The organism is Clostridium beijerinckii, from assembly GCF_008705175.1.
GTDB classification, from domain to species: domain Bacteria; phylum Bacillota; class Clostridia; order Clostridiales; family Clostridiaceae; genus Clostridium; species Clostridium beijerinckii.
This window is the reverse complement of the sequence record NZ_CP043998.1, coordinates 3571938-3591954: the sequence shown is the minus strand read 5'-3', so window position 1 is coordinate 3591954 and position 20017 is coordinate 3571938. Positions and strand designations below refer to the sequence as shown.

Below are 20017 nucleotides of genomic sequence, written 5' to 3'. Positions count from 1 at the left end.
TCTTAAGAATATGCTGGAATAATGCGGGTTTGAAGGCTGTTGGGTTAAAAAAGTTCGATTTTTATGTGGTTTAAGATAGGAAAATACGTCTTAAATATTAGTGGAGAAAAATTTTAATCACGTAATAAAATTATAGAGTGTGTTTGTTAAATGATTAGGGGGGAAATAAGAATTGAATTAAAAAAGAGAGAAGACTTTTGTAAAAAATAGATGGATCTGTAATATTTATTATAGCCTTTGGATTGATAGCAATGGTTATTTTTTCAATAAACGTAGGTTACGTATTGTGATTACATTACATTTGATGGGGGAGGGCTTGGGATAATGAAAACAGTTTTGAAATTTGATTAACATGTATATTATTAAAACAGTAAATTATAATTGAGGAAAATATAGGAAAAATAATAAAAAATTGTAGTATAATAATGATATGATATTCTAGTACTATTCTGCGAAAAACACAGGTACTTTTTTTCTCTAAGATAGGGTAATTATATCCATCAAATCTAGAAAAGGCAACATTGGTAGCTTTAAGTTTTATGTCATATAAGCTTAGATCAAGTAATTAAGAAAAATCTATGAGGTGATGTTATGAATACAAAGAATTATGTTTTGGATGCAATTGAATATTTAGAAAAACACTTGCTTGAGGGAGTTTCATTAGAACAACTTGCGAAGCAGTTTAATTTTTCTAAATTTCACTATGCTAGATTATTCAAAGCAGTGTTGGGAGAGAATATTGGGGATTATCAAATGAAGCGTAGGCTTACAATTGCAGCGATGAGCTTATTAGAGACAAGAGATAGTATATTGAATATAGCTATAATGTGTGGATATAGTTCTCAGGAAAGTTTTACCCGTATGTTTAAGGCATATTTTGGTATTACACCAAAGGATTATCGTGACAATAAGATTGAATATTTAAATTTATATAAATATTCAATTACACAGGAAGACATCGAGAGGGTGATGTCATATGGAACAGCAACAGAATATGAAATAATACATAAAAATTCTTTTGAGATAACAGGATTATTGTATCATGGGGATAATAAAAAACATGATGTTGCACGTATTTTTAATCAAACTGCTCAAAAAGTGCAATTGGATAAAATATATAATCAAATTGATGGGGTTTACGGAGTGGATTTTTGTAAAAATGAAGAAGTGAGGAGTTATGAGTTCGATTTTATCGCTGGAATTGATAGTCGATATTTTAGTCAGATTGACAGGAAAGATGCTGAATTAGTACATAAATATATACCGGAGAATGATTATGCAGTATATTCCTTAACAAATATAATCGAAAAGATACAGATTCAGATACAGAGAAACTGGTTTAGCTTACTTAATGATGAATTGTATGTCCCATGCGATAATTACGCATATGAGTTTTATCCCAATGGTTTTGTACCTAATCAAAAAAATATTGATGCATATCTTTTTATTCCGATAACAGCAAGATAGGTCAAAAAATCTTTTACGCGGATTGTTATAATAAAGAAAAGTAAGAGGAGGTAATAATATGACTGAACTTGAAAATTTTATTCTGGAAGGTAGTATCAAAAAATTACTCTTTAAGTTTTCTATTCCTGCTATAAGTGTATTTTTAGCGAATGTATTATATAACATTATTGATGCAATTTTTATAGGTAATCAGCCTAATGGTAGCTTGGGAATTGCAGCTTTAACTATAGTCTTTCCTATTCAACAAATAATACTGGCGCTTTCTCAAATGATAGGAGTTGGAATTGCTTCTATAACTTCTAGAAGTCTTGGAGCAGGAGATAAACTAAGAGCAGAAAAGGCTGTGGGGACCGCATTAACATCCTCTGTTTTATTAGGAATTTTAATTATGGTTATAGGACTCGTTTTCATAAGACCTATGTTATATATCTTTGGTTCCTTAGAAAATATACTGCCTTATGCTGTAACATTCTTTAGAATTACTTTATATTGCAGTGTTTTTTTCGTTTTTAGTATTGTTGCTAATAGCATCATACAATCAGAAGGACATGCTAATATTGCTATGATAAGCATGATAATAGGACCTGTAATTAATATTCCATTAGATTATATATTAGTTACAAGACTTCAATATGGGATAAAAGGAGCTGCAATTGCTACAGACATTTCGCAAATAATATGTTTCGTATTTTTACTAGTATACATCTGTCTTAATAGCAAAATTTTAGGGGTGAAAGTTAAAAATTTAACAATTGATATAAAGTTACTAAAGGAAGCGATTTCCTTAGGATTATCTACGTTTATGACTCAACTGGCTTATGGAATTCTAGCCATAGTATTAAATAATTCATTAAAAATTTATGGAGGATCTGACTTATATGTTTCTGCAATTGGTATATATAATCGTGTATTTGGGTTTATTACCATTACTATGTATGGAATTAGACAAGCTCTTCAGCCTATTATAGGATTTAATTATGGTGCTAAGAAATTCGATAGAGTAAAACAAAGCTTAAAGCTTGCAATTTTAGCATCAGTTATAATTTCATTGGCATTTTTAATTATAATTATTGGTTTTACAAATAAAATAGCGGGTGCTTTTACATCTGATAATGGATTAATAGCATTGACGGTTCCTATTTTAAGAGTAATGATATTTATGAGTCCTTTAGTAGGTGTTCAAGTAATTGCTTCAAGTTTTTTTCAGTATATTGGCAAACCTAAGCCTGCATTATTTTTATCAATAATGAAACCATTTATATTTTTAATACCATTAATGTTAATCATCCCAATATTTCTTAAAATCACTGGTATTTTTGTATCTGTTCCATTAGCTGATTTTCTTGCTGCAATGATATCTTTAATTTTTATATATCGTGAGATAAAAAAGATGAATAAATTAAACTTAATTGAAGGAGAAAATAAAAATTCACATTTCAAGCTTTGTTGATATTATGGTATTAAGTGTATTGTTGAAGGTGGTAAGCCATTAATTTGTTTTCTATTGAGTACCGCCTTCATTTACAATGTGATTATGGTAACAATCTATAGCAATATCAACTATGGTGCTGACACATATGTTAATGTCTGGATGAATACTTTTTAATTCATTTACAGCTTTAGCAATTAGAAATTCTACTTTTCAGGATGAGTTAAAATGTTCTTTGTTAGAGAATGGGATACTAGATAAATGTCAGGGCTGTAGCCTTAGATATATTTGTGATGGAATTGATGAGGTAGTTGATGGCTATGTGGAGGAAACTACTGAGGTTATAAATAATTTTAGTTTTGAATAAAGTGTATATTTAATATTTAAAATTATGGGAATATAATATAAATCACATTGTAATAATAACAGCTCCAAGGATAAAAAAATTAACCTTGGAGCTGTTAGACGTTTAGCTTTAATAATAAAATGAAATATTATTGTGGATTTTTCTTAGAATATTTTTCTTTCTTACAATAGCAGTAGAATAACACATATTTTTTATATGGGCATAATCCAGAACTGTATAATTCTTAAAGAATACAAAATCTATAAGTTCTTTCTCATCTTTAGTTAAATTTTTTAGAGCTAGTCTTAAGTCCTCATAATCACACATTTCACATAATGAAGTTTCAGGAGAGATTTCTTGTGATGGGATGTCCTTTTCAAAATTATCATGTAAACTTAGAGCATTATTACCTTCAGTAGAGCTTCTAGTTTTAATTCTCTTAATCAAATCATTCATATTATTTTTAATCGCATTGGTAGCATAAGCAACGAATCTATGCTTGTCTAAGTTATACATAGAGATGGATTTAAAAAGTGATTGATAACATTCCTGAATAATATCATATGAGTTATATCCATCAATGAAAGTTCTCTTTGAGATATTATAAATTAATTGTCCAAATTCTTCAGCTAATTTTTCTTTTGCTCTTTCGTCATTATCCTTGCACCTAGTAACTAAAGTTTCGATATAATTAAAATCCATATAAACCTCCTTCATACATAAGATCTATAAATTCAATGAATTATTTTACATATATTGTGTTTAATGTTAGATTAACCTCTACATATAGTATATATGGTCAAAAGCTATATAACGTATATATGAGAGCAATTTGGAGAAGAAAAATTATTATAAAGGAAGAGCTAAGAATTGATAATGGTAATGGGTATAGCTGTGATGAGTTCTATTAAAGAACAAATCAAGCTAATGAAATGACAAAACAAAAGATATAAAGCTTTATGTGAAAATACATATTAACCGTGATGAGTGGCGAGTTGACGGAAGTAGAACTTGGGATAGTAAATGTTGGATTAATATCATAAGTGGGAGTTATAAAATTATGATTTTTACCAACCTGAGAATTTATGAAATACTTAAAAGTTAGATAAATAGATTAGTGAAGACACCTATTAATTAGTTCAGAAATTATGCTTGGAGGTTGGTAAATTTTCCGAGATGTGTTATTATTACTATAAGGACAAAGAGCATTAAATTATATGAATGGCTTATTTACTTTGGTTTAAGATTAACATGAGATGTATTTAAATTATAAAAAAATACGTGGTAACTCTTACGGTATGTGGTTTAAGATTAACATGAGATGTATTTAAATAAATGAAATTGACTCAAAAAGAACTATAGTTGGAACGTTTAAGATTAACATGAGATGTATTTAAATTCAATAACTTCTCGAACTTTGTTATAGCTCCTAAAGAAGTTTAAGATTAACATGAGATGTATTTAAATTTGTAATTATATGCGACTGATGTTGTATAATCTATTGTTTAAGATTAACATGAGATGTATTTAAATATAGGACCACTTACGGAATAAATAAAGATAAAGAGTTTAAGATTAACATGAGATGTATTTAAATTAATCTGAATCGTCTTTTCTTATCTCAAAATCTTTGTTTAAGATTAACATGAGATGTATTTAAATAAATCCATACCAACTTTGGCTGCTGCAACCCCTAACGTTTAAGATTAACATGAGATGTATTTAAATTTTTTATCTACTAATTGAACACTCACATTCAAGCTGTTTAATATTAACATGAGATGTATTTAAATAACTTAGTATAGTCTGGGAATGCGTCCATCTTGAAGTTTAATATTAACATGAGATGTAATAATACTTGTAACTCAAAGATATTAATAAATAATAGATTATTTCAGAAGCAAAAATACAATATGCAAATTTATGGATACCATTGATATAAAATTTATATTAATGGTATTTTTGTTTTTTAAGGAGGAAAAGTGGTAAAATAAGAGAATGCTTAGATTATATGGAAAGATAGAGATGAAGTTAAAATGAAGAGGTGATAATATGTCTAAAAAATTGTTTACGTTTTTGGGCACAACTGACTATAAACCAACGGTTTATTATTTTAATGACGATAGTGTTAGTGAAGATAACTATGAGAAGCTAAAAACACCATATGTTCAACTTTCATTGTGCAAAAAACTTGGATATGATACTGAATTAATCGTATTTCTAACTCCAGAAGCAAGAGAAGCTAATTGGATTTCTAAGGATAAAAAAGAGGGATTACAGGAGATATTAAAAAAGGAAGGTATAAATGCTAAAGCAGTTGACATTAAAAGCGGAAAAGATGTTAATGAACTATGGGATAATTTTAATACAATATTTGAGGAGTTTGACAAGGAAACTGATGTATATGTAGACATAACTTATTCATTGAGGTCAATTCCTATAATATTTATGTCATTATTGAGTTATGCACGTGCAGTAAAGAAAATTAATATAAAAGGCATATATTATGGTGCTTTTGAGGTAAGTGAAACTATAAATATTGATAATGAGGAGTTAAAGTTAGCACCTATTTTTGATTTAACTTTTTTCAATAGAATACAAGATTGGGCGAATGGAACCGAAAAATTTCTAACTACTGGTGATTCGAGGTTACTTTCAGATGAAATTCTTAGCGTAAAGAATTCGGTAAAGGAGATATTTAAAACAGGTACTATTGATGAGAGAAATGAAGCAAGGTTAATGGAATCAATAGCAAAGAGCCTTAAGGCTTATTCAGAAGATTTGTTTTCATGCAGAGGGAAAAAGATAGTAACTGATTGTAAAAGGTTAAAAGATGAATTAAATAAAATAAAAAAGATAACTATATCTGATTTCACTCCATTTTCAAAAATTATTGATCAGCTAATAGATAAATTTATGCCTTATACTGGCGAAGTCATTAATGATTCAATTTATGCAATAGAGCAAGGTAGGGAATTTCGATTATTACAGCAATCTTACACAATGTTGCAGGAAACATTAATTACTTACCTAACAATTGGAATAGGACTTGATTATAAAGAAAAAAAACAGAGAAAAATCGCTGAGGACATAATGAAGGAATTTTATTATAGGGATGAGTCAAATTGCAAACTTAGTGAAGAAGAAGAACTGTTTAAAGCAAAATCTGATGAAAAAATAATGGTTAAAATAGGTCAGTTGTATAAGGAAATTAGTGATTATAGGAATGATATTAACCATAATGGTTTCTCTTCAGGTATGCATTATTCAACATTTGAAAATAATTTATATGTTTTTATAGAAAAGTTTAAGGAGATAGTTAATAATTCATATGAAACTAATGCAGAAGAAAATTTGCATAAATCCGCAGTTTCAATATTATCTCATAAACTTTTAAAATCTCAAGAAGAGGAACTAAATAGAGATTGGAAAGTGAAAAGAATAGTGACATTACCAGAAGAGTTAAGAAATGAATGGAGTAATATAAATCCTAATGTTGAAATTGAAGATGATTTTAATTTAGTTTATAAGCTAAAGACTTTCATATTAGAAAATACAAATCAAGAAGATTATGTAATTGTTCAAGGTGAATGGGGAATGACTTTTACTATTGTAAACATGTGTTTTGAATTAAATAGAGTTCCTATATATGCCACAACTGAAAGAAAGACAAAAGAGACGGTCAAAGATGGACAAGTGCATTCTGAAAAGGTATTTGAGCATATAAGATTTAGGAAGTATAGAATATAGCATTTTATAGATATTAAGGTGGGAAATTTTATGAATGATGATAATAGGGGATACAAAAGTCAACTGTATCCTTCAAATGATGTTTATTTATCCAACAAAGATATAGATTCTAAAGAGAAAAGATGGATGTATAAGGTTAATAATGAAGAGTTTGTTCCATCTGAATATGATGCGGAAAAAATGTATTGTTTAATATCTAAGCTTAAAGGCATAGATAAGGAAACTAATGAATTGAAGAAAATGTTTAGTTCTAAGGATAATGATGAGGTAAAGGACTTTTTAAGAGATATTTATTTAAGCTTATCTAAAGGGAATAAGAATTCAGAAAAATTAGGATGGGCAAGTGAACTTAAGGTTGATGTAGTGAAAGGGTCAATTTATAAGATAAAAAAATATTTTTTAGAAAATAATAATTTAAAAGATATTCGTGGAGGTAGTATTTTAATTGATTATTTAAATAATGAGGTTGTTATTGAAACACTATCAAAAAGTGGATTTTCTGAAGAAAATATAGTTTACTGTGGCGGTGGAAATATATTTATTGTTGTTCCTAGTGGTGAGGGAAAGCAAATATGTAAGTATCTTGAACAAGCCTTTGGGAATATTGCTTTAACAGCTATGAATGCTTTTGAAAGCATTACAATTTCACTATATGAATTTGCTTTTGATTTTAAACATATATCAGGAGTATTAAGTGAGAAATTAGAAGAAAGAAAAAAACTTAGATTATATAAAGTTAATCCAGATAATGATTTAAAAAGCATTAATATTAAGGGGAAAAGCATTAATTTTAGCGAATATGAAGAAGCTGTTGAGTTAAAAGGCAGTGGAGTAGTCTGCAAGTTATGTGATATTCGTGATGCTAAATATTTGATTGAGGAAAGTGATGGATTAGCTTCAGTATGTCCATCATGCTTAAGAAAACACTTGTCGGGAAAAGCTAAGAGTATTTTTTATGATGAATTTAAAGAACAGACGCAAGTAGAACTTAAATATAATAATATTAAATCCATTGATGATATTTCAGATGATATTGCTGTTATTTATGGTGATGGAAATAATATGGGGAAAATAGTTATGGAAATACAGAATGTTTTTGAAATGATGTATTTTAGTAGAAAAACTGATACGATAACAAAACGTTCAGTATATGAAGCAATAAATGAGACTATGGGTGAAGATGCAAAATTTGAAGTTATAGCTCTAGGTGGAGATGATATATTTATAATTGTTCCAGCAAAAGATTCTTTTAATATAACAACTAAAATAATTGATAAGTTTGATAAAGGATTTAATAATGAAATAACTATGTCTATAGGTATTGTGATATCTAAAAGCAATACTCCGATTGCAAGTTTATTTAGTATTGCACAGCAAAAATTAAAGAGTGCTAAAGCTATTATAAAAAAATCTAAAGATATAAAAGAAGGCAGCGTTGATATAATTGAGCTTTTAGGCAATATGCATATCAATCTTAATCATAAAGGTGTATTTCCAGTAACTAATTCAAGATTAAAATTGATGCTGAAAGAAATGGAAGAGTTTAAAATTAAAAATAGAGCAAGCGCTCAATTACATAAAATAAGTTACGCTCAAAAGAACATGATAGAAGAGGAATTTGAGTTATTTTACTATTATCATGAAAGTAAGAAAAAAAATAAAGATGAAAGTATAGATCAACTTATAAAACGCATTTATGGCAAGTCAAAAGAAAGAGCACAACCATATAAAATACGTTGGGATGACTTAATACTTATATGGAAAATGGTATAAGGGAGGCTAAACGATATGAGTATTGAAATCTATAAAGTGACAATAAAAACTGAAACACCATTTAACATTAGTTCTGGAACGCAAGATAGTGGGTTTATTAAAGACGTTTCAATTAAGGATGCTAATGGAAAACCATATATATCAGGAAGTACTATAAAGGGTAAAATAAGAGAAAATTATAGGATGATTCAAGGAGAGGAAAAAACTAAAGAATTATTTGGTGATGGAGGATATAGGCCTTCTAAGATTATAGTAGATAATTTTTATCTTACTGAAAATGAATATTCATCTAATATAAGGTATGGTAATGCTATAGATAGATATAGAAAAGTAACATTAGATAAAGCACTTTATTCAAAAGAAGTTATAAGTGGAACTTTTCATGGAGAAATAGAAGTTAACTACAATGGTGATGATTCAATGAAAGAAAATTTATATTTAGCAATTAAGATGATTACTTCAATTGGTGGAAGTAAAAGCACTGGACTTGGAAAAGTAAATATAGATATTGAAGAGGTGGTATGATGAAGGTTTTATTGGATTTTAAATCACCTTTATTAATAGGCAGTAAAAAGCACTCTAGTAACTTTATTGAAAGTGATGATGTTCTTAAAGGAAGTGTAGTAAGAGCAGCTTTTGCAAAAGTTATTTTAGATAATTGCTGTGAAAGAAATGAAGCTGATGTTAAAGAAGTAAATGGAGAAAAGAAAATGAATTGGGTTTATTTTAGAGATAAAGCAGGTTGTCTTCAGTGTTGTTTTAATAATATATGCAAGGAATTTTCCAATGTAAGATTTTCATATTTTTATCCTAAAGGAACAGAAATAATTCCGCAAACATCAATGGTTTGTAAAACTGATAAAAATCATGGATTTATAGATTTACTTGTTGATGATACTAGCAAAGGATGTACTAAATGTGAAGGTGGATCTAGAGTTGAATTTACTAGTGGTTTAAGAACTACAGATGAAAATAAGAAACCATATTCCGTTATAAAAAGTTTTACAACTAAAAATAAAATTAATCCTTATTCTAAGACTTCAGCAGATGGAATGCTTTATAGTATTGAAACTGTATCTTGCACTCCTATTAAAGAGGATAGTGATAACGAAGATGAAAGCAAACTTTTATTTGAAGGAAGTATAGAAGGAATATCCGAGAATGATTTGATTTTATTTAAGAGGGTAAGGGTTGGTGGAGATATTACAACTGGATTAGGAAAGTGTGTTGTTAGTAAATTAGATAGTTTAAAAAATGAAATTGAATTTAAACAAATAGAGAAATTTTCAATAGATTATAAAGCTAGAAATAAAAATAAGGGTTTCATTGATAAAGAGAGTAATTATATTTCTATTAAATTCATAGGAGATTGTATATTAAATTTTGATTTTGATGGAGATGTTTATTTAGATACAGATGAATTAAAAAAGCTTTGGAGAAAACCATTAGAGCTAGAGGAAGATATTAAGATAGAAAAGATTTATACAGAAGTTATTAATTATAGAGGATATGATAATTCCAGTATATCAGAGGACAAAAGAGAAGAAGCGATGACATTAATATCTAAAGGAACAGTTATGGTATTTTCAAGTAAAAAATCTTTACGAGACTTATACTCATATTTTCAAGTAAAACAAAAATGTGGATTTGGATTAGAAAATGAAAATGGCTTTGGAGATTTTGAAATCTATTTGGGGAGGTAATAAATATGGAGAAAGTTAATTATAAAAAAGAAATTATAGGTATGGTTGAAGAACTGGGGAAAGATAAGGAGTTTTGGAACAGAATTAATCAAAGTAGAGACTATAGAAATAAAGAAGGTAAATTAGGTTCAAGCAATATACGAAGTGTTGCTACTGTATGCCAAAATGCAGATTGCTATGAAGAAATAAGACTTTACATTGAATATAAAATAGGAAAAGGTAATGGTTGGGATGATACTTTATCGAATAAAAAGAAATTCGGACAAGCAGTTATAGATAATATGGATAAGATTTATGAAATGGCTGGTAGGGATGATAAAGAAACACTTAAAATAGTTTCTCTATACTTTGGATATCTTTTTTGGAAAAAAACTGCGATAGAAAAGGGTAATTTATAGAAAAGGAGATAGTTAAATGTATTTATTAGATAGATTTGAAAACAAATATATCATTAAAGGAATATTAAAAGCAGAATCACCAATACATATTGGAACAGGTACTGTTGATTTTTCGCCAACAGCAGTAGATACCCCTGTAATAAGAGATGAAAATAATAATCCATTTATACCAGGAAGTTCATTAAAAGGTGTACTAAGGTCTTTTATGGAGAGGCTTCTTTGTTCTGGTATTTTTAATGAATATAAGAGTTGTAATATATTAGATAAAGATTCAGGAAAGAAAATGGAATTATGTATCTCTGATAAAGAGGTAAAGGAAATAAAAGAAAAATACAAAAATGATAGCAATAAGGAAGAAAAAATTGCAAGTGATATTTATAAGAAGGAATGTGATGTGTGTAAATTATTTGGAGGAGATTACTTTGCGTCAAAATTAAATATTTTAGATGCAAGATTAATAAGTGATAAGGCATATGTTCAAATAAGAGATGGAATAGCTATTGATAGGGATACATTAACTGTAAATGATGGAGCAAAATTTGGTTTTGAATGTGTAGCAGCAGGGACAGAATTTAATTTTGAAATGACAGTAGATAATTTAGATGATAATCATAAGGATTTATTAAAGATAATATTAAATTTCCTTCAAGAAGGAGAAATGAAAGTTGGTGGGAAGACATCAGCTGGATTAGGTAATGTAAAGTTAATATCTAAATCTGCTTATTGTATAACTAAAGAGAATATGAGAGAGTATTTTATTAATGGAATTAATGATGATAATAAAAGCCTTTTGGAGGTGAGTTTATAATGTTTGGCAAATTAAAAAATGAAGCTATTTTAACCTTTGATATAGTTACACAAAGTCCATTATATATTAGAGAAGGCACTGATAATTCGTTAGATCCTTCAGCAGTTGATGGAAAATATATGACCACATATAAAGATGGAAAACTTGAACCATTTATTCCGGGAACAAGCTTAAAGGGTGCATTTAGAAGTAGAGCAGAAAGAGTATTAAGGAATAATGGAGCTTGCGACATTATAAATAGGCATGAATGTATACCAAATAATAAATTAAAGCCTAGAACAGGGCAAGAACGTTATAAAAAGAGTTGCCCAATATGCAGATTATTTGGTTCAAATGTTATTAAAAGCAGAGTTTCTTTTAGTGATGCATATGTATTTAATGAATACAAAGTTGGTCAAAGAACTTGTGTAGCTATAGATAGAATTACTGGATCAGCTAAAGGTTCAGCACTTTATAGCTTTGAATATATAGAGGATGCTGTATTTAAAGAGAAAATAGCACTTCAAAATTTTGAGCCCTATCAAATAAAGTTACTTTTATATTTAATAGAAGAAATGAATGAAGGTTTTTTAACTTTAGGTGGATTAACTTCAAAAGGATTTGGGTGCGTTAAAGCAGAAAACTTAGAGTTAAAAATAAAACAATATGGTAAAGACGATCTTTCTTCAAAGAACTATGAATTTAAAGACTACTATAATGCAAAAAACGTTAAGGGATTTGATGAAATTTCAAAATTAGTATCTTATGTAGATTTTACAAAGCTAAAAAGAGATGGTGATATAGATGAGCAAACCATATAATTTTATTCCACTTTTAAAAACAAAACATACTGAAAGAGATGATAAAAAATGCATTTTAAAAGGCAGAATTGATTTGGAAATAAAGGTGCTTAATGCAATGCATATTTCTGAAGATTCTTATGATATGAATGAAGAGGAAATTTTGTATAAGAAGTTTTATACAATTGGAGGTAAGTATTCAGTGCCGGGAACAAGCTTAAAAGGAATGATAAGGAATTTGGCAGAAATGGTTTCAAACAGTTGTATATCTCCAACGAAGGATGAACAAAGAATTTTACCAAATGGCAAGGAAAAGTCATGTAGTGTAGCACAAAGGTGCATAATATGTGATGTTTTTGGCGCTATGGGGAAGAAAAGCAAAGTTAAAGTTTCAGATTTCTTATATGAGGAGAACAGTGGAATAGTAAACATACTAGGGCTTCCCGTATTAAGAACTCCTAATGTGAAGGTTTCTAGTATATATTTAAATGAAGGTGTACTTAAAGGATATAAAATTTATAATCATGGAATAGAATCTATATTAAAAAAGGGCAATTATAATTGTGAATGCCTAATGAAAAATGCTACATTTAAAGGATATATATTATATGAAGATTTAGATGAAGAAGAGCTGAAGCTTTTATGTTATTCGATAGGGCTTGCAGGAGATTTTAATCATAAATTGGGCTATGGGAAACCAGCATACTATGGTTCAATAGAAATGACAACAAAAGATGATAAGTATGTACAATATGCAAAAGATTATATAGCAGACTGCCCAGATGATATTAAAAAGAATATAGATTTGCTAAGTAATATATATAGTTTTAAAAATGCTAAAAAGACACCTGATTATGAAGGCATAGAATATTAGCAAGGAGGAGATTTCTTTGGATATAGAAAGAAAAAAAGAGCTGCTATTACTAGTGGATTCAATTGCAAAAGATATTAGAAATGATAACTGTGGAAATTATACTCCTAAAATAATAAATGCTATAGAGATTGCTAAGAAATATAACGATATGAAGAAATTTGGAGTTGTATTAGAAAAGCTAAAAAGCACTACATTTGGAGGAAATTCAGAAAAAGAAGGATATGCAAATTTTGTTGATAATATCGTAAATAAAAGAGAGTACAAAATCAATACTTTGAATTTTGAAGAACTAGAATTTGTTTTCTCATGGGTTGGACGAATTATAAAGACTAAAAAAAGTAATGAAAATTATGATAACAAGAATAACAATTTTCATGATAGGAATAAAAATAATAATTATCATGATAGAAATTCTAATAAATTTAATAAATCTAATATAAATAAATATAGCAAAGAGAAAACTAAATCATATTATTCTACAAAAAGTGATAGCAATGAAGGTTTAAGTAGTATGGCAGAGCAACTTATGAAGTGGAAAAGTAAATAATAAAAATAAAGTAAATGAAAAATTACCATCCTCAAAGTCGCATTATTTTTACGAAGCGATATAAACAGAGAGTTTTCAAGGGTTTTATTATAAAATGTTAAATTAAGATATTTACTTGGTAAAAATTTTTGAATGTGTTATTATAACATAAGTGTAGCTATTAGAAGATTATATGAATGGCTTATTTACTTAGGATTAACTTCAACATGAGATGTATTTGAATTCCATTTTTGCTAATAATGCATCCATATTACTGCCTGGATTAACTTCAACATGAGATGTATTTGAATAACTTGTTAGCCATTTCATATATTATCTTTGCAAATGATTAACTTCAACATGAGATGTATTTGAATGTAAATTCAGAATCATATATTATTTCGAAGTCATCAGATTAACTTCAACATGAGATGTATTTGAATTTCCTTACATTATTATTTTATCAAATATTTAATCATTGATTAACTTTAGCATGAGATGTATTTAAATTTTCCGTCTGCATCAATGATATGGTATCCAACGAATGATTAATATTAACATGGGATGTATTTAAATAAGAAGAAATGTCCATACTTATCAAGCTCTATTTGATTAACTTTAACATGAGATGTATTTGAATACGTAAGGACTAGGTTGAAAGTTAGGATCATTATATGATTAACATTAACATGAGATGTATTTAAACCCTAATACTAATTGACCATAATTATTATACCCACACGATAAACTTTAACATGTTATGTATTTAAACGTGAATATCTTTTGTTCTTTATGTCTAGCCATTGCGATTAACCTTAACATGAGATGTGTTTAATCTTTGCAAATTATATTGCTATTTTATAATAAGATTGTGATTAATATTAACATAGGATGTATTTAGATACATCTACAATTGCGTAAGTAGCTCTCATAGCTTGGAATTATAAACGCAGTTTGATTTGGATTAACTTTAGCATAAGATGTATTTAAATGCGTTATAGTATTTTTCAATATATGCTATTGCTGGGATTAACATTAACATGGGATGTATTTAAATCCACATATAATTTTTACTGGGTGGCCTGAATCTGGTCGATTAACTATAACATGGATGTATTTAAATTAATTTTGTATATCGCATATTGACAGATTATTGGGGATTAACTTTAACATAAGATGTATTTAAATTATTGTTGAGTTACTTTATGTGCTAATGCAGCAATACGATTAACTTTAACATGAGATGTATTAAAATGTTATTTCTACTTTGTACTTATATATTGCTTCGTATGATTAACCTTAACATAGGGTGTATTGAAATTTTCCGTCGGCATCAAAGATTTGATCAGCAACTATGGTCAACTTTAATATATAATGTATTTAAACATGAACTTTCTGAGTTGTCTTTTTTGGAAATGGAATTAACTTTATCATAAGATGTATTTAAACTCTTTTTTGAATCTGAAGTAGTAACTTTCTAATTCAGTTATTAACTTTAACATGGGATGTATTTAAATTATTTAATAACTGTCCCTGTTTCCTTGTGAATTAAAGATTAACTTTAACATTAGATGTATTCAACATAATGAACTTTTTGATTAATTTTATACGTAAATTGATATAGAGAAATTAGGAATAAAATTTATATTTCATAAGGGAGGTGAATAGATATGAAGGTATTTGAAATTTTATTGAAAGTATATTTATTGGAAGATATAGAATTAAATGATTCACAGAATAAAATATTAAAACTAATTGATAAAACGTTAGGTCAAGATGAAAGGACTTTGGAATTACACAATAAGAATGATTTTAAAAATTATTGCTTTAATTCTTTTTATCCTTTAGAGAAAGATGGAATATATAAAGAAGGTAATATTTATACAATAACTATAAGAACTGTTGATAAATATTTAGCAACATATCTTAATAATAAGTTAGCTAATTCATATACATATTCAATTAAAGGATTAAAGGCGGATCTTAGGATAATACCAATAAAGAAATTAAAGAAAATATATTCTATTACTCCACTAGTAATAAAAAATGATGATGGATATTGGAAAAATTTAATAAGCTTTGAGGATTTTGAAAGAAGATTAAAGGAGAATTTAATAAAAAAACATAATAACATTTTTCAAGAAAAAATCAATGAAGATTTTAAATTATACGATTCAATTGAATTAAAAAATAATAAACCTATAGGAACTCCATATAAAGATAAAACTTTACTTGGAGATAAAATATCAATAGACATTTCGGAAGATGATATTTCACAAGATTTAGCATATATGGCATTAGGAGTTGGAATGGGAGAAATGAATGCTAGAGGCTTTGGGTTTATGGGATATAGATGGGTATAAAATTATCTCTATATGACTGGTCAGCAGGTTTTTTACCAGTTGTAAAGTACGATTGAAATCTTATAATGTAGCAAAAATAAGGCTTAAGAAGGGAGCTTGAGTATTCTCTAAAACTAAGCAATCAGCTGGTAAAATTCTGCGTGAAAGTTGAATATTTCTACATTTGATGATATTATTGATTTTAACAAATGACTGTTTTGCATTAGATTAACATTAACATGGGATGTATTTAAATACGTATATATCGTTAGAAGATTCGTTTAACCAAACTGATTAACATTAACATGGGATGTATTTAAATGCATATTGTGCATCAGCTATTACTACGTTTTCATGATTAACTTTAACACATGATGTATTTAAATCCGATTTCTGACTTGCCTGTACTGTTGTCACCTACGATTAACTTCAACATGAGATGTATTTAAATGTCTGAGTGAGTTCAGCTTCGTTTCTAAGATATGGATTAATTTCAACATGAGATGTATTTAATTTCAAACCATTTAGCAAAGTTTTGAAAGTTTAACCACGATTAACATTAACATATGATGTATTTAAACTTAGTTTTTTGCTTTTCTCCATCTTGGACTTGAATTGATTAACTTTAACATAAGATGTATTTAAATGTTCTATCATTATTTAAATATTCAAGTGCAATGTTTATTAACTTTAATACTATGATGTGATACAAAATTCCATTCTCTAGCGATTAACTTTAACATGAGATGTATTTAAACGCAAAGTTCTGAAAATTATGCCACTCTTCATAAACTTATTAACATAATAAAACCATGAATTCATCTATTTTAAAAAAAGGTAATAAACATCTAGTTTTAATGTTTATTACCTTTTTTAGGTGTTATTTAAATTATTGCCTCCTAGCACATTAAGATATAATTATTAATAACTTTGGTATATAATTATAAAGGAATTTAGACATATGAGAAAACAATTAACTATGTTGCAGAATATAGATAAACCAATTATAAGCTATACTTAATCTTTGAAGTATATCCCAACTAGAAAGTGGAACAAAAGTATATTATTCATTTCGGTGGGTATACGCATAAGTATAGATTAGAGTTGGAGTTTTGTTTTTGATTGTAACTTAAGAGAATAGGAGCAATATTTAATGAATATAAGCGATTTAATTATATATAATAAAACAATGCCTAAAAGAGAAGCAGCTTATGTTGATTACCCAAGTAATTTATCAGAGGAATTATGTGGGTATTTGTCTCAAAATGGGATTGATAAGCTTTATAGTCATCAAGCAGAAATGTTTGAAAAAGCAATGGATAGGAACAATATTGTAATAACAACTTCTACAGCAAGTGGTAAAACTCTTAGCTTTTTATTGCCAGTTATTCAAGAAATTCTATCAAATCCTTTGGCTAGAGCAATTTTTATATATCCTACAAAGGCTCTTGCAAGTGACCAGTATCGTGCGATTTTGCCTTACTTAGAATACTTTGGCTCTAACAGGATTTCAGCAGGAGTTTATGATGGGGATACGCCTGTAAATGAACGAAGCAGAATTAGAAAAAATGCTAATATTATTTTAACTAATCCTGAAATGATAAATGCTGCGTTTTTACCGAATCACAGTAAGTTTGGTTTTGATTTTATCTTTTCTAATTTAAAATATATCGTAATTGATGAACTTCATACTTATAGAGGTGCTTTTGGTTCTCACCTTGCAAATGTATTTAGAAGACTTGGCAGGGTGTGCAGATACTATAATTCCTCTCCTCAGTATTTATGTAGTTCAGCAACTATAGCAAATTCAGTTGAACTTGCAGAAGAAATCTGTGGATACAAATTTCTTGAGGTTTGTAGAGATGGTTCACCAGCTCCAAAGAAAAATTACAAGCTTGTGCAACCACCAAAGATTATGGGGCATGACAAAAAATATTATGGGCAGGTGCAGTCAACTTCAGTTGCTGCTGATTTAATACCTGATTTAGTGGAAAATGATAATAGCTTTATTGCTTTTGCAAAATCAAGAAGAAATGTTGAAGTTGTATTAAAAGAAGCAAGAGATAAACTAGAAACGGAAAACTTTTTTGGAGCTTCTTTAAAAGATAAGATTTCTGGATACAGGGGAGGATATACTCCACTTGAGCGTAAAGAGATTGAAAATAAAATGATTACTGGAGTTCTGCGAGGTTTAGTATCAACAAATGCTTTAGAGCTTGGAATAGATATTGGTAAAATTGATACAACAGTAATTGTAGGATACCCAGGAACTAGAGCGTCTTTTTGGCAGCAGAGTGGAAGAGCAGGTAGAAACGGAAAAGAAAGTACTAATTATTTAATCCTTGATAATCTGCCTTTTGATCAGTACATAGCAATTAATCCAGACTGGCTTTTTGAAAGTGGAAGTGAAAATGCAGTTATAGATAAGAATAACCTTTTAATAGAACTTGCACATATACGTGCAGCAGCTGCTGAAATACCATTAACTTTAGATGATATTTCAATTTTCCCAGATTTAGGTGAAACAATTCCTGTTTTAATCAGAGCAAGTGAATTGACCAATCAAAGTGGAAAGTTTGCATGGTGTGGTAATTCATTTCCAGCAGGAGATTTTAGCTTAAGAAATATTGATAAAGCAAGGTACAAACTTATAAATAAGGATAACAATAAAGAAATTACAGAAATGGATGAAATGCAGGCTTTTCGTGAAATTCATAATGGAGCAATTTATATGCATGATGGAGTTCAATATCAGGTTGTAAAGCTTGACTTAGAAAGTAGAACTGCTTTTGCCATTCCTTTTAATGGAAATTATTATACAATGCCAGGTGGCACAACAAATATAAGGATAATTCAAGGCAGCAAGGATATGGAATATGAACGCACTAAAGTGACTTTTGGAGATGTAAATGTTGATGAAATAGTTTATATGTATAAAAAGCTACAATTTCATAATCATCAAAATTTAGGTTTTGAACAGTTAGAAAAACCATTATCAAAGGATTATGATACAGAAAGCACTTGGATAAAGATTCCTGACAATGTTGTTACTGTATATAGAAGGCTCCTTCAGGAAAGTCAAAATGGAAATTTTATAAGAAACAATCATTTTGAAGGTATATGTTATGCCATAAAAAATGCAGCAATGATGGCAACCATGACAGAGCAAGAAGACATCGGTGTTGTAATGTCTAACAATGCAATAGAAATAAGTCAAAATTATGATAGCGAAGTTTATATGTTTATTTATGATAAATACGTAGGTGGACTTGGTTATTCTGAAAAAGTATTTGACTTAACTGCAAATATTATTGAAAATGCAATCAAGATGGTAGGCGGATGTACATGTGATAATGGCTGCGCTGCATGTATTGGAGATTATCAATTAAATAAAGCTATGGTTCTATGGGGACTTAAGAATTTATTAGAGGAAATAGAGGCACCAAAGGATATTAAGTTAGCACAATATGCTCCAGCAACCTTTATTAAGAAAGCATTTAAGTTTAATGAATTACAGAAAAAATGGAAAGAATTTTGTGAGTATATGCAGGAGAATGGAGATGCATTTGCAAAATTTTTAAGTACAATCTCTAAGGTTGAAATAGATAATCGTACTTTAATTTTAGTTTTAAATAATGCATTTTATAGAGAATGGGTAATGGAAGAAAGTAATAAAAAGAGCATAATAAATATTATTTCTTTCCATACAGATGCTCCAATGGGAATTGAATTAAGTGTCAGACTTGAAGACATAGATGAAGATAGAAATAATGTAAAAAGTAAATTACAAAGAAGATATGAAGATCTTACAGAATAGGAGAA

14 protein-coding genes, 1 pseudogene and 1 CRISPR repeat array are annotated in these 20017 nt (G+C 28.4%); of the genes and pseudogenes, 14 read left to right on the top strand and 1 reads right to left on the bottom strand.

Annotation, left to right across the window (positions count from 1 at the left end; translation table 11 throughout):
- Positions 1–591: 591 nt before the first annotated feature.
- The 3 genes and pseudogenes from F3K33_RS16040 to F3K33_RS16030 all read left to right on the top strand — a co-directional run.
- Positions 592–1467, top strand: coding sequence for a helix-turn-helix domain-containing protein (locus F3K33_RS16040; protein WP_039773593.1), 876 nt, complete (start codon positions 592–594; stop codon positions 1465–1467).
- Positions 1468–1525: 58 nt separating this feature from the next.
- Positions 1526–2917 carry an MATE family efflux transporter gene (locus tag F3K33_RS16035; protein ID WP_039773594.1) on the top strand — a complete coding sequence of 464 codons (1392 nt, stop codon included), beginning with the start codon at positions 1526–1528 and terminating at the stop codon, positions 2915–2917.
- Between the two features lie 166 nt (positions 2918–3083).
- Positions 3084–3263 (top strand): annotated as a pseudogene (locus tag F3K33_RS16030) (hypothetical protein); the annotation flags it as partial.
- 108 nt (positions 3264–3371) lie between these two features.
- Here F3K33_RS16030 and F3K33_RS16025 read toward each other — a convergent pair.
- The gene (locus F3K33_RS16025) at positions 3372–3944 is read right to left on the bottom strand and encodes a sigma-70 family RNA polymerase sigma factor (RefSeq protein ID WP_039773595.1); all 573 of its coding nucleotides are present in this window, start codon (positions 3942–3944) and stop codon (positions 3372–3374) included.
- A gap of 536 nt (positions 3945–4480) precedes the next feature.
- A CRISPR array of direct repeats spans positions 4481–5100; the repeat unit is 30 nt; unit sequence GTTTAAGATTAACATGAGATGTATTTAAAT.
- Positions 5101–5294: 194 nt separating this feature from the next.
- Between F3K33_RS16025 and csx20 the strand changes: the two genes are divergently transcribed.
- The 11 genes from csx20 (at position 5295) to F3K33_RS15970 (ending at position 20012) form a co-directional block, all read left to right on the top strand.
- Positions 5295–6992 (top strand): CRISPR-associated protein Csx20, encoded by a 1698-nt coding sequence (gene csx20, locus F3K33_RS16020; RefSeq protein ID WP_039773596.1) that lies wholly within the window; start codon positions 5295–5297, stop codon positions 6990–6992.
- 30 nt (positions 6993–7022) lie between these two features.
- Positions 7023–8765 (top strand): Cas10/Cmr2 second palm domain-containing protein, encoded by a 1743-nt coding sequence (locus F3K33_RS16015; RefSeq protein WP_051144939.1) that lies wholly within the window; start codon positions 7023–7025, stop codon positions 8763–8765.
- Positions 8766–8780: 15 nt separating this feature from the next.
- Entirely contained in the window at positions 8781–9290 is a 510-nt protein-coding gene (locus tag F3K33_RS16010; protein WP_039773600.1) for an RAMP superfamily CRISPR-associated protein, read from the top strand.
- Positions 9290–10468, top strand: coding sequence for a hypothetical protein (locus F3K33_RS16005; RefSeq protein ID WP_039773602.1), 1179 nt, complete (start codon positions 9290–9292; stop codon positions 10466–10468). The genes F3K33_RS16010 and F3K33_RS16005 overlap by 1 nt, the downstream gene beginning before the upstream one ends.
- A 5-nt stretch (positions 10469–10473) precedes the next feature.
- On the top strand, positions 10474–10866 hold the full coding sequence (locus tag F3K33_RS16000) for a hypothetical protein (RefSeq protein WP_039773603.1): 393 nt from the start codon (positions 10474–10476) through the stop codon (positions 10864–10866).
- A gap of 16 nt (positions 10867–10882) precedes the next feature.
- Positions 10883–11674 carry a type III CRISPR-associated RAMP protein Csx7 gene (csx7, locus tag F3K33_RS15995; RefSeq protein WP_039773605.1) on the top strand — a complete coding sequence of 264 codons (792 nt, stop codon included), beginning with the start codon at positions 10883–10885 and terminating at the stop codon, positions 11672–11674.
- Positions 11674–12474, top strand: a complete 801-nt coding sequence (gene csx7 / locus F3K33_RS15990; RefSeq protein WP_051144940.1) for a type III CRISPR-associated RAMP protein Csx7 — start codon at positions 11674–11676, stop codon at positions 12472–12474. Before csx7 (F3K33_RS15995) ends, csx7 (F3K33_RS15990) begins: the two co-directional genes overlap by 1 nt.
- The gene (locus F3K33_RS15985) at positions 12458–13327 is read left to right on the top strand and encodes an RAMP superfamily CRISPR-associated protein (protein ID WP_051144941.1); all 870 of its coding nucleotides are present in this window, start codon (positions 12458–12460) and stop codon (positions 13325–13327) included. The genes csx7 (F3K33_RS15990) and F3K33_RS15985 overlap by 17 nt, the downstream gene beginning before the upstream one ends.
- A 16-nt stretch (positions 13328–13343) precedes the next feature.
- Positions 13344–13874, top strand: coding sequence for a hypothetical protein (locus F3K33_RS15980; RefSeq protein WP_039773607.1), 531 nt, complete (start codon positions 13344–13346; stop codon positions 13872–13874).
- Positions 13875–15523: 1649 nt separating this feature from the next.
- A complete protein-coding gene (gene cas6, locus F3K33_RS15975) occupies positions 15524–16216 on the top strand; it encodes a CRISPR-associated endoribonuclease Cas6 (protein WP_039773608.1) in 693 nt (230 codons plus the stop codon).
- 1132 nt (positions 16217–17348) lie between these two features.
- The gene (locus F3K33_RS15970) at positions 17349–20012 is read left to right on the top strand and encodes a DEAD/DEAH box helicase (protein WP_039773609.1); all 2664 of its coding nucleotides are present in this window, start codon (positions 17349–17351) and stop codon (positions 20010–20012) included.
- Positions 20013–20017: the final 5 nt, after the last annotated feature.